The sequence below is a fragment of the Citrobacter sp. Cf125 genome, assembly GCF_030333935.1.
GTDB classification, from domain to species: Bacteria; Pseudomonadota; Gammaproteobacteria; order Enterobacterales; family Enterobacteriaceae; genus Citrobacter; species Citrobacter freundii.
Window position 1 is genome coordinate 1,146,119 of record NZ_JAOWEY010000025.1, and the last position, 12,414, is coordinate 1,158,532.

Here is a 12,414-nt window from a genome sequence, read left to right on the forward strand (position 1 = left end):
AGAATTCAGAGCAAAAAAAATGGCGCACAATGTGCGCCATTTTTATTACACAGATACTATTACTTGCGGTATTTAGTAGCTGCGTTGTCCAGACGCTGGTTAGCGCGAGCTGCGTCATCTTTAGCAGCCTGAACGTCGGAACGCATTGCGTTCACGTCGTTGCTCAGCTGGTCAACTTTAGCGTTCAGAGTCTGAACGTCAGAAGACAGCTGATCGATTTTAGCGTTGCTGGAGCAACCTGCCAGCAGAGTAGAACCCAGGATTACCGCGCCCAGTACCAGTTTAGTACGATTCATTATTAATACCCTCTAGATTGAGTTAATCTCCATGTAGCGTTACAAGTATTACACAAAGTTTTTTATGTTGAGAATATTTTTTTGATGGGAATGCACTTATTTTTGATCGTTCGCTCAAAGAAGCATCGAATTGTGCAAAAACGGCTAAAAAACCGAGTGAAAACAGAAAGCTTCCATCGGATTCATCTTAGATAATCACGGATTAGATAGTGAAATCCGATTTGATTTTTTATTAATTGTGGCTATCGATTAAATAAAAAAAGCGCCACAAGGGCGCTTTTTTAAGCAAATTAATTCGCGATGGAATTATTACAGCACGTGAACGGATGCAGTGTTGGTGGTGCCGCTCGGAACCAGTGCACCAGAAACCATAACCACAACGTCACCTTTCTGAGCCAGACCGCTTTCCAGAGCAACTTCTTTGCCCAGGCGGTAGAAATCATCGGTAGAGCTGATTTCTTTAACAACTTGTGCAACAACACCTTTGCTCAGCACCAGCTGACGCGCGGTAGTTTCATTGGTGGTCAGCGCCAGAATGGTGGCATCCGGGAAGTATTTACGTACTGCGCGAGCAGATTTACCACCCTGGGTTGCGACGACGATCAGCGGAGCATCCAGTTTTTCTGCAGTTTCAACCGCGCCACGGCAAACGGCTTCGGTGATGCGCAGTTTGCGGCTGTCGTTGTTGAAGTCCAGACGGCTGGTCATCACACGGTCAGTACGCTCACAGATGGTCGCCATGATGGTAACGGCTTCCAGCGGGTATTTACCTTTTGCTGATTCGCCAGACAGCATTACTGCGTCGGTACCGTCGAGGATGGCGTTCGCTACGTCACCGGCTTCTGCACGGGTCGGACGCGGGTTTTTGATCATGGAGTCCAGCATCTGGGTCGCAGTGATAACGACTTTACGTGCACGGATACATTTTTCGATGATCATCTTCTGCGCGAAGATAACTTCTTCAACCGGGATCTCAACGCCCATATCGCCACGTGCAACCATGATGCCGTCAGACGCTTCGAGGATTTCGTCGAAGTTGTTCAGGCCTTCCTGGTTTTCGATTTTGGAGATGATCTGGATGTTTTCGCCGCCGTGCGCTTTCAGGTGCTCACGGATTTCAACGACGTCAGAACGTTTACGGATAAAGGACGCTGCAACGAAGTCAACGCCTTGCTCGCAACCGAAGATCAGGTCTTGTTTGTCTTTTTCAGCCAGTGCTGGCAGTGCGATGGAAACGCCCGGCAGGTTAACACCTTTGTTTTCGCCCAGGTCGCCGTTGTTCAGCACTTTACAGATAACTTTGTTACCTTCGATGGCGGTAACTTCCATGCCGATCAGACCATCGTCAACCAAAACGGTGTTGCCGACGGACAGATCTTTCGTGAAGCCTTCATAAGTAACAGCAACGATTTCGTTGTTGCCTACGACAGATTTGTCGGTGGTGAAGGTGAAGGTCTGGCCCGCTTTCAGGGAAACGTCGTTACCGCCTTCCAGTTTGATGGTACGGATTTCCGGACCTTTGGTGTCGAGCAGGATTGCTGCTTTCTTGCCGGTTTTGCTCATGACGTTGCGCAAATTCTTGATGCGCTGACCGTGTTCTGCGTAATCACCGTGAGAGAAGTTCAGACGCATGACGTTCATGCCCGCGTCCAGCATTTTGGTTAACATCTCTTCGGATTCGGTTTTCGGACCGATGGTGCAAACAATTTTCGTCTTTTTCATGACAGTCTTAGTCTTTAAGTTGAGAAGGATATGGAAATCTGGCTCCCGCCGCGCACGGACGGGAAGCTAAACCTGAGTTACGAAAGTTGTGATGCCTCGCTCTAAGGATAGGTGACATCGAAAGAGCGTGCAGAGGAATGTGTGCTTGTGTTTCAGCCCAACGGGATGGTGAGTTTTGTAGTCGTTGAGTTTTACAGGTCAATGTGCTGAAACCATTCAAGAGACAATTGGCGCGCATTATACGCTGAAAATTATCAAAAAGGAAAATGGAAACAGCGTTTCAAAACACTTCTGTGCAGTTTTACAAAGAATCAGCATTAAATTGTTTCGGGTTGGTTAACAAAACACCGCCCAACTTCAGACGGTGTTGCGCAACAAGAAAAAAATAACGTGTTGCAAACTCAGGATTCAGCCTTAGTCGAGCAGCTTTCGCCCCTCAAGATCGATATGGATGTCCTGCTTATGCGCTTTCCGATACCACAGAACCGCCAGACCGATTACAGACCAGATAACCCCGAGCGTCAGCGCGTGAATGTTCATATTCATACAGACATATCCAATGACGACCATCCCCAGCACAGGAGAAATCACATGAGGGACAAAACGACGATGCTGTTTCATCTTTACGTTGTAGAGCACGAAGACACTCAGGTTCACCATAAAGAATGCGAAAAGCGCACCGAAGTTGACAAGGGTGGATATGGATTCAATTTTCCCGGAAAACAAGTAACTAAGGAATAGTGTCACAGCCCCGGTGAACAGAATTGCATAGTCAGGTGTTTTTCTTTTACTGTGCACATGCGCCAGAAATGTGGGTAACATTTTATCTCGCCCCATAGAGAACAGGACGCGCGATACGGCGGTTTGCGCCGTAATGATATTCCCGACTGCGCAAACGAACGCTACGATGATAGAAAATGCAACTTTAAGCCAGATGCCGCCAACATCGCCTGCAATCGTGAAAAAGGCCTCGTTAGTTTGTGTACCTTCCGCAAAACTGTCGATTTTACCCGTAGCGAATGCGGCAAAGGTCACCACAATAATAAACAGCACGGTGGCCAGGATAAGGGCGAGAAGGGTTGCCTTACTGACTGCTTTCCCGCCGCCTTCGCTTTCTTCACTTAGGGTACTAATGGCATCAAATCCGAGGAAATTGAGCGCCGCAACAGAGATCGCGGTAGCAATTAAGCCAGGGGTAAACCACTGAGAATCAAAAAAAGGTTTGAAAGAAAATGACACATGGCTGCTATCAATCATCAGCAGTCGCAAAATCAGCACCACAAAAATGGCCAGAATACCGAGTTGAATAAAGACCAGCAGTTTGTCGAATTTAGCTGTTTGTTGTATTCCCAAATAATTTATGCCCGTTCCGATAGCCACATAAATTAACGGCCATACCCAAATCGGTATTTGCGGAAGTATTGCATGAACAGCAACACCGCCCAGGACGGCAACCAGCGTAGGGAATAACAGATAATCCAGCAACAAAATCCATCCGGTGAGAAAACCCACAGCGGGGTTGATGCACACGCCTGCATAGGTATAAGCCGACCCGGAGGATGAGATGTGCTTTGATAATGTTGAATAGCTGTGGGCGGTAAAAAACATCGCGATAGCGCCAATAATATACACGAGCGCGACCATGCCATGAGATAAATTATATACGACGCCATAGAGAGAAACCGGCGCGATCGGCACCATAAATACCAGCCCGTACAGCACCAAATCTGTGAGAGATAACTTTTTTATTTTACTCATAGTAAACACCTCAATTCGTGTTAATCAAGGCCTCGTAAAAACTCACGGACAGCAGTGAGGCAAGGCTCGGTATTTTCTTCATGTGGGTTATGGCTGCTGTCAGGAATCGTGACACCCCGACAGTGGGTTATATGGGTAATAAGCGGTTGAACGACCTGTGATGTCGCCTGATCATACTCACCATGAAGGACTAATCCTGGGCATCGAATCTTATGCAATGAACGGGTGATGTCCCACTGCGCCAGCAAGCCATTCACCGCAAGTTCATTGGCGCCCCATAGCACATGGTAGGCGGTGGGATCGGCGGCAAATTGCGCATCAGAACGCTGAATATGCAGCGGTTCTTGCGCCAGGGAGTAAACATGTTTTTTGTAGTAGGCAATAAGTTGTTCAGGCGGATGCTGATAGATTTTTGCCTGCATAATGGCATCGTCTGGCATTGCATCAGCGCCAGCCGTGAGTTCTTTCAACAATCGCAGTACTTCGCTTTGCCAAAGTGGGATGCTGGCGGGAGCGCTGGCATATATCACACCACTCAACCCTTCCGGTTGCGTGCAGGCGTGCTCTGCTGCCAGCATACCTCCCCAGGAATGTCCGAGTAATGAATATCGCTGACCAATATTCAGATGGCTGATTAATTGGCGAAGTTGCTGAAGATAACGTTCTATTGTCCAGAATGAGGCATCCGCCAGCGGAAAATGCGTCGAACGACCACAACCATATTGATCGTAAAATATCACCATGCGTCCATCATCAGACAGCTCATGATAATTTAATAGATAATCAAAACCGCCTGATGGACCGCCGTGTAAGATAATTAATGGCATTAATTGAGATGCCGGGTCGCCATAAATACGATAGCTGGTTAATATGCTATCGCAAAACATTTCACCATATTTGTAGTGACTTTGCATATTTTTAACCGATACAGAGGGGAAAGGGCAGGTGATTCAATAATCACCTGCAGATTGGCGTTTATTTTTTAATTGCTTGCAGAACGTTACACCAGAATGATTTGTAATGTTCCCATTGCATAAATTGCGGACTTCCCCAGTGCGGTGCGCAATCACTGGCAAAACAGCCGACTTTACCTTTATTGTACTCACCGAGAACTAATAGTGGGTCGTCATTTATTTTGACCAACGTGATGCTGTTTACCTTGGCACGCAATTTGTTATAACCGAGCAAGGGGGGCCACTGTGTCAGGTCTTGCGTAATGACATGCTGTTCCTCCGTGTTGATTGGGCAGCATCCTTCCGGAATTTCAACGCGATCATCATGCTCCAGCATTTCGACAGGCAAAACTTCGGCCAGCAGGGTGTTTTTATAATTTGCTTTCGCTTCAATGCCGGTGAAGGAAAGGTATCCGCCAATCATTAACAGACCGCCGCCATTTGAGACATATTCTTTAATCAGCGCTAACGCATTCGGGATGATATTCATGTGATAAAAAGTTTTGTTTTGCAACAAAAAGGTATTGCTGCCTATATCGCTAATCACGATAGCATCGTATATATCAAGTTCCTCTACCGTCTGCGGGAAGCGGGTTTGTACAATATGCGCTGGCATGTAGTCGATAGTGATATTTTGCTGGCGCAGACAGGATAAGAGATAGTCAGCGCCTTCTTCGTATTTACTGGATGTGAAGCTGTCATATCCCTTAGAATGAATCATATGAATATGCCATGACTCACCGATAAATAAAATTTTCATACTGAGATCCTATTATTTGATATTAATAATATCATGCGATTGAGTGCGCATCCGGTGTAGTACCAGCTCATGCTGCGGCATGCTCGATGCGCCTTCTTGTTCAACTGCCAGTGAAGCAAAGGCAGAGGCATACTGAATGGCTGATACAAGGTCTGATTTACGGGCAAGTGAGGCGGCCAGTGCGCCATTAAATGCATCACCCGCGCCCGCAGCATCTTTGACGACGGCACTCCAGGCTGGGATAAACAAAGTACGGTGGCGTTCGCACAGTAATGATCCTTGTGCGCCGAGAGTGATGATGACCTTCTCAACGCCTGATTGCAGAATGATATTCCCTGCTTTTTGAGCATCATCAATATTTAATATTGTAATACCCGATAAAAATGATGCTTCTGTTTCGTTAGGTGTTAAAATATCTATTGAAGGTAATAAACGGCTAACATTTTTGGTATAAGGTGCCGGATTCAAAATAATTGTCTTGTTTGCTAATTTACCCAAGCGAACAAATTCTTCAATAGCATCGATATTAGTCTCCAGCTGCATTAGCAAAACGTTAGCTTCAGATATATGACCCTGCTGTTCATTAATTTCGTGCCTGGTTAGCATCATATTGGCACCAGGATAGATAGCAATGATATTATCACCATCCTGCTCTGAAACATAAATTAATGCACTTCCGGTGGGTGCATCATCAGTCTGATAAGCACAATATGAATTTATACCAGATTGGATAATATGATTGAGGGCAAAAGAGCTAAACTGATCTTTACCTACTTTAAAAATAAAGTGGACGTCGGTGCCAGCATTATTTGCGGCCAATGCCTGATTAGCACCTTTACCTCCTGGATAAAAACCGAACTGGCTTGCGAGGATTGATTCACCGCTTTGCGGAAGCCAGGGGACGGTAGCCGATACATCAATATTAAATGAACCTAAAATACAAACTTTTCCCGACATCTTCGTGCCTTCTCTATGTAATCGAAAATCTTTGTTTGCCGGAGTTGAAATTGTGCCGGAGATATCAATTTTATTTTCTGTTATCAACTTGCTTAATGCCTGGCGGTTAACAATACCACCACCGTAACAACGCAAAAGCATTCCTGTTTTCTGAAAATAACAAAGATCTGAACGTATGGTCTCCTGGCTAACATTAAAAAGAACGGCGAGTTTTCTCACGCTGACACTATGATCTTTGATGAGTAAGTTAAGAATAGATGTACGCCTTTCTTCTTTAAACATTAAAGCCTCCGTGTATTTTGCTGAATTGTATTTATAGTAATGTTGCCATGTGGTGAAATGAATCACAGATCATGCTGTAAACCGGAAGCAAAACCAAATTATTGAGAATAATAAAAAGTGGATTACACGTTCTTTATTTTTATATGTTTACAATTAACGCAAGATATCTTGTGAGCACAGTCATGTATTAGTTTTGCAATTTCCTATGTCTCATTTAAAAGATGCTGGCTTGCTCGATTCAGTTATAAATTGAGATGGGTTGAGATAAAAAAAACAGTGAACAAAAATGTCAGGAGTTTTTCCATCATCGTGGCTGGGATAGAACGGATATCTGTTCAGTGTTCGCGACATATATATCTAAATGTTATATCAAATGCTTTTTAATTCATTTTAAAAGACAATTCCGCTGATTACACTCGTTTGGACATCCATACTGCTAAACAGCCAAAAGCGATAGCAGAAGAACAATAAGCAGCAGCGGATACCCAAACGACATGATTGTCCTGAAAAATATTTCGAAAGTGTTTACGCCAGGAAGGCTTGCCATCACCGCTGTCGATAACGTCAACCTGACGGTTGAACAGGGACAGATTTACGGCATTATTGGTTACAGCGGGGCAGGTAAAAGCACCTTAATTCGTTTGCTCAATGGGCTGGAAAAACCGACCTCCGGCAGCGTGACTATTAACGGCCACGATATCTCTGCCGCCCGTGGGGAATCGTTACGCCAGGCACGACTGAAAATCAGCATGGTGTTTCAACACTTCAATTTGCTGTGGTCACGGACCGTTAGCGAAAATATTGCTTTCTCTATGCAAATCGCTGGCGCGTCCAAAGCGTCAATCAAACAGCGGGTTGCTGAACTGATTACGCTGGTTGGGCTGAGCGGTCGTGAAAATGCGTATCCGTCCCAGCTCAGCGGCGGGCAAAAACAGCGTGTAGGAATTGCCCGCGCGCTGGCGAACAATCCGGATGTCCTGTTGTGTGACGAAGCCACCTCGGCGCTGGATCCGCAAACTACCGATCAGATACTCGATTTACTCCTCGATATTAACCGTCGCTTCAAATTGACCATTGTGCTGATCACTCATGAAATGCACGTGGTACGTAAAATCTGCGATCGCGTGGCGGTAATGGAAAATGGCAAAGTTGTTGAGGAAGGTGACGTACTCAGCGTCTTTACCCATCCACAGCAGCCGATCACCCGACAGTTCGTTCGTCAGGTGAGTCAGTACACCGAGGAAGACGAGTTTAATCCGCAGTTGGCAAGCGAGCTTGGCGGCGTAGTTATCAAGCTTACGTTTACCGGGCAACGCACGCACCGGCCTGTGGTTGGCGAGTTGACCCTGCGCTATGGCCTGCCATTCAATATCTTGCACGGCAAAATGACGCAAACCGCACACGGTGTGTTTGGTCAACTTTGGGTGCACGTGGTGGCCTCTGAGGAACAATTGAACAATATTTTGGCCGACCTGCGCCAGAGCGACATTGAAGGCGAGGTGATTCAACATGGCTGAAGAACTGTTTCCCCATCTGAAGTGGGAGCAACTGTTAGCGGCAACCCAGGAAACGCTGTATATGACGGCCCTTTCGGGTGCTGCGACCTTTATTCTGGGCATCGCGCTTGGTCTGGCATTGTTCCTGACCGCGCGCGGCGGATTGTTCCCCAACCGAGCGGTATATAGCGCTATTTCGCTGGTGGTGAATATCTTTCGTTCAATCCCATTCATCATTTTGATCGTGCTGCTGATCCCGTTTACCAAAGCGATGGTAGGCACCATTCTCGGCGCCAATGCCGCGTTGCCTGCGCTGATTGTCGGTGCAGCGCCGTTTTATGCACGTCTGGTCGAAATCGCTCTGCGTGAAGTGGATAAAGGCGTTATTGAAGCGACACGTTCGATGGGCGCACGGCTGAGCACGCTTATTTTTCGGGTTTTACTGCCGGAATCCTCTCCTGCTCTGGTGTCCGGGATCACCGTGACGCTAATTGCGCTGGTTAGCTACAGCGCGATGGCAGGGGTAATTGGTGCCGGTGGTTTAGGGAATTTGGCCTATCTGGAAGGATTCCAGCGCAACCACAGCGACGTCACGCTGGTGGCGACGGTGACGATTTTGCTCATTGTCTTCATCATCCAGCTTTGCGGCGATGTGATCACCTCTCTGTTAGATAAACGCTAATAAAATACGGAAACCATTATCATGAAAAAATCACTGACGTTACTCGCCGCAGCAACCTTAAGCGCTCTGAGCTTTGCCTCCTGGGCAGACACTCTGACCGTTGGTGCATCTAACGTGCCGCACGCGGAGATCCTTGAACAGGCCAAACCGATTCTGGCGAAACAGGGGATCGATCTGGAGATTAAACCGTTCCAGGATTACATTCTGCCGAACACCGCGCTGGCTGGTCGTGAGATTGACGCTAACTACTTCCAGCATATTCCGTACCTGAACAGTGTGATTAAAGATCATGCGGGCGATAAAACGTATGACTTCGTCAGCGCCGGAGCAATTCACATTGAGCCAATTGGTATCTATTCGAAAAAAGTGAAATCGCTTAAAGAACTACCGGAAGGCGGCAAAGTCATCATGCGCGATGCGGTATCTGAGGAAGGCCGTATTCTGTCGATTTTCGAAAAAGAGGGTGTTATTAAGCTGAAGCCGGGCGTGGATAAAGTAACCGCGCGCATTAGCGATATCGTCGAAAACCCGAAAAAGCTGAAGTTCCTGCCAAACGTGGAAGCCGCGCTGTTACCGCAGATGTATAACAACGACGAAGGCGATGCGGTGGTGATTAACGCCAACTACGCCATCGACGCCGGGCTGGATCCGGTGAAAGATCCGATTGCCGTTGAAAGCAGTGAAAACAACCCGTACGCCAACATCATTACCGTGCATCGTGGCGACGAGAAGAAGAAGGATATCGTCGCATTGGTCGATGTCCTGCACTCCAAAGAAATCCAGGACTGGATCCGTACCAAATATAAAGGCGCGGTGATCCCGGTTAATAACTAATCCGCTTTTTGCCGAGTGGCGTATGAACGGTAACGCATCGATGCCGTCAACGTCCGGTGTGTTAACCATTTCAGAAACCTATAGTCATACAGGATGGACCGGAACGTTGACGTCAATCGATCCGGTTAACCATATGGCTGGATAGTTGTTCAAACATATGGCACATTGAAATAAAAGTTAAAAAGGGACTCCACCGGAGTCCCTGTTTTTAAACAATAAACTCTATTAGCATAAAAGCCATCGCTAATACTAACTCAGCAAGCCATAGGGCTGCTTCTATTTTAAACCCGGTAGTCAAATGACCTGGAAGGTTTCTAATATAATTATAAGATTCAATACTCATATCATGATTGATTACTCTATTATATGGGAATATAAGGCTCCCCATAATAAAATCTATTTTTGCGAAATATGCCGCAGGAGTGCCAATCAAACTCGCCCCTCTTGCCAGTCGTGCTGTTTGAGGAAGCAAACCAAATTTATTCTCATATGCTTTTGCAATTATCTTGTAATTATAACCATTAATAACATAAGATATAAAGATTATTGCTAGCATTAAAAACATAAAACTTATTCCTATCAAACCTTGTAAATTAGCGTAATTTTCTATCAAATAACTTTTCATATATAAGGATTCCTGATTCTTCCATAAATGTCTCGGGCGAGTAGGTAAGCTTTTCTGGACTATTAATTATAATTTCTCCCACATACTCTCCTGCTTTTTCTCCATATTTTTCAGCACCTTTACCTGCTAAGATTCCAGCACCAGTGCCGATCGCTAAACATAATGCAGCACCAGCGCCTGCAAATTCTGCGCTAGCAAAACCCATTGCCCACATGCAAACAGCTCTGGAAGCTGTGCCAGCAGCACCACTGGCAAACATACTTGCAGTTTGTTTACCACCAAACTTACTATATTCAGAGATAGCGGCTTTTCTACATTCACTTTCACGGCCTTTTGCGCAAGCATCGTATACATTTGTAGTGTAACTAGCAAAATCGAGGCCGACACCAACATAACCTACGGTTTTCATTATTTTAAATAACTTTGCGGATTTTTCTATATAACTTGCATACCCTTCAATATCATTTATACCAGTTTGATCCCATTTATGTATAATTGATTTTGTTGATAGTCCTAGTGCCTGTTTTATATTATCATATTGTTTTAGATCTAATTGCTCTTTTGATAATCTATTCATAATAGCATCAAGCTCTTTAAACAACCGCTTTCGCTGACCAAAAAATTCCTCACCAGAAATACGACCAGCATTTTCGCTATAAGTTCTTTGGTATAGACCCTGAATTTGATTTAATTTTTTATTAATTTCTTCATAATAGTTTCCTCCCGCGTCCTTTATATAACCCAAAATGTCGCCACTTGTTCCTAGTGCATCACTGTATAAATTTGATGCGAATATATCTACCGGGGTTCTGTTTTCAAATAGAAGTTTAGCCTCTTCATTTGTTAATGGTGCTAAAGCCAGATCAATTTTATCTCTGGCAACTTTAATATGATTTATTTTATCGGTATCAATTTTTTCAGGATCAGCAACAATCAATATTGAACCTGGTTTTTTTCCTCTTTCTGGATTTAGTTGGCGGTATAACTCTCTTACTCCCGATGGTGGATTGACTATTAACTCACACTCATATTTCTTAGGTGATGTTTGATCTGGCACGACACAAAAACCGGGTTCAACCGATTGTCTTGCTTCAGAGGGGTGTTGATGCCGTACAGGTGGTGTCTCCGGTTTTGAATTACTGGTGTTATTTACTGACTGAAAACTGGACAAAAGATATTCATCATATCTGTATGTTAAATTAAAACGTGGTGTAAACCTGCAATGACATTTGCATGAACCTCTACTGTGTGCGGAACCTGCAAGGAGACATATTATTTCTGTTTCATAACCTGATAAATCTTTCCCCATCCTTGCGTAAGTATCAAATAAATGCCTGGAAATCCGTGTTCGAAAACCCGTGCTGAAATTTGAAGTTAAGAATTTATTGTCCTTATCTCCAGAAATGATTGTTTTTCTCCCTGATATTATACCTCCTGCAGAACCAATAAAATCATCATGTTCAAATCTTTCATTGAGGTCTCTAAGTGAATCATATGAACATCTTTGTAAACCTGATTCCTCCTGCATTTTCCTCAGTCTCTCTGAGGCTGGTGTTATTTTTCGACCTTCATAATCGATGTCATCATCAAAGGTATTCTTGAAGGTATTTCTAATTAAATTTCTACCTACCTCTATATATGAACCATTTGGTACGCCGCCTTCAATTTTATATCGTTGACCATCAAGGCCGCATATATATTCATCTCCTTCGCATGCTATGTTAATTCCTCTGATACGAGGGAGACCAGTATTTTCCAAAATATAACCACCGCAACTTGTTCTATCTCCAGGAGATAATAAAAAGCCTTGCTTATCTTCATCCCAGAAGTTCATAGATTAAGTCCCTATTTTAAATATCCAGACTAATGGGTATATGATATCAAACTATTTCACATTTAATTAATGTGACTATGTTCTCAAATTACACAAAAAAACCTAAATTCCGCATGTGAAATTTAGGTTTTAAATATTCAAGGGTTTATCTATTTATCGGATAAATGAATTATAAAATTCGGCTTGTATCAATAATTAACTCTATTTCACCAACT

The 12,414-nt window shown here is 44.5% G+C and carries 12 protein-coding genes and 1 pseudogene; 4 read left to right on the forward strand and 9 right to left on the reverse strand.

Translation table 11 applies throughout. The features are described from left to right. Positions 1-59 precede the first annotated feature (59 nt). The 7 genes from lpp to OGV89_RS22245 form a co-directional block, all read right to left on the reverse strand. Positions 60-296 carry a murein lipoprotein Lpp gene (gene lpp, locus OGV89_RS22215; protein ID WP_003029373.1) on the reverse strand — a complete coding sequence of 79 codons (237 nt, stop codon included), beginning with the start codon at positions 294-296 and terminating at the stop codon, positions 60-62. Between the two features lie 309 nt (positions 297-605). Then, complete coding sequence (gene pykF / locus OGV89_RS22220) at positions 606-2,018, reverse strand: pyruvate kinase PykF (protein WP_003029366.1); 1,413 nt, start codon at positions 2,016-2,018, stop codon at positions 606-608. 7 nt (positions 2,019-2,025) lie between these two features. Then, the gene (gene ynhH / locus OGV89_RS22225; protein ID WP_242637968.1) at positions 2,026-2,220 is read right to left on the reverse strand and encodes a protein YnhH; all 195 of its coding nucleotides are present in this window, start codon (positions 2,218-2,220) and stop codon (positions 2,026-2,028) included. Between the two features lie 212 nt (positions 2,221-2,432). Beyond that, a complete protein-coding gene (locus tag OGV89_RS22230; RefSeq protein WP_200003171.1) occupies positions 2,433-3,776 on the reverse strand; it encodes an APC family permease in 1,344 nt (447 codons plus the stop codon). Positions 3,777-3,796: 20 nt separating this feature from the next. Then, the gene (locus OGV89_RS22235; protein WP_049002408.1) at positions 3,797-4,690 is read right to left on the reverse strand and encodes a proline iminopeptidase-family hydrolase; all 894 of its coding nucleotides are present in this window, start codon (positions 4,688-4,690) and stop codon (positions 3,797-3,799) included. Positions 4,691-4,751: 61 nt separating this feature from the next. After that, positions 4,752-5,489: a glutamine amidotransferase gene (locus tag OGV89_RS22240; RefSeq protein WP_086529205.1), complete on the reverse strand. Its 738-nt coding sequence runs from the start codon at positions 5,487-5,489 to the stop codon at positions 4,752-4,754. Between the two features lie 12 nt (positions 5,490-5,501). After that, positions 5,502-6,728: a PfkB family carbohydrate kinase gene (locus OGV89_RS22245; protein ID WP_016150146.1), complete on the reverse strand. Its 1,227-nt coding sequence runs from the start codon at positions 6,726-6,728 to the stop codon at positions 5,502-5,504. A 494-nt stretch (positions 6,729-7,222) separates the two neighbouring features. Here OGV89_RS22245 and OGV89_RS22250 point away from each other — a divergent pair, with 494 nt between their 5' ends. From OGV89_RS22250 to OGV89_RS22265, 4 genes and pseudogenes are all read left to right on the forward strand, one after another. Beyond that, positions 7,223-8,245 carry a methionine ABC transporter ATP-binding protein gene (locus OGV89_RS22250; protein WP_200003169.1) on the forward strand — a complete coding sequence of 341 codons (1,023 nt, stop codon included), beginning with the start codon at positions 7,223-7,225 and terminating at the stop codon, positions 8,243-8,245. Next, entirely contained in the window at positions 8,238-8,906 is a 669-nt protein-coding gene (locus OGV89_RS22255; protein ID WP_003029361.1) for a methionine ABC transporter permease, read from the forward strand. The genes OGV89_RS22250 and OGV89_RS22255 overlap by 8 nt, the downstream gene beginning before the upstream one ends. Positions 8,907-8,927: 21 nt before the next feature. Further along, positions 8,928-9,740 (forward strand): MetQ/NlpA family ABC transporter substrate-binding protein, encoded by an 813-nt coding sequence (locus tag OGV89_RS22260; RefSeq protein ID WP_200003168.1) that lies wholly within the window; start codon positions 8,928-8,930, stop codon positions 9,738-9,740. Positions 9,741-9,756: 16 nt separating this feature from the next. Continuing rightward, positions 9,757-9,879: pseudogene (locus OGV89_RS22265) on the forward strand (hypothetical protein); the annotation flags it as partial. Positions 9,880-9,948: 69 nt separating this feature from the next. On the opposite strand, the gene OGV89_RS22270 reads toward OGV89_RS22265, so the two are convergent. Further along, positions 9,949-10,365 carry a hypothetical protein gene (locus OGV89_RS22270; RefSeq protein WP_003836560.1) on the reverse strand — a complete coding sequence of 139 codons (417 nt, stop codon included), beginning with the start codon at positions 10,363-10,365 and terminating at the stop codon, positions 9,949-9,951. Then, entirely contained in the window at positions 10,334-12,199 is a 1,866-nt protein-coding gene (locus OGV89_RS22275) for a PAAR domain-containing protein (protein WP_233591936.1), read from the reverse strand. Before OGV89_RS22275 ends, OGV89_RS22270 begins: the two co-directional genes overlap by 32 nt. Positions 12,200-12,414 lie beyond the last annotated feature (215 nt).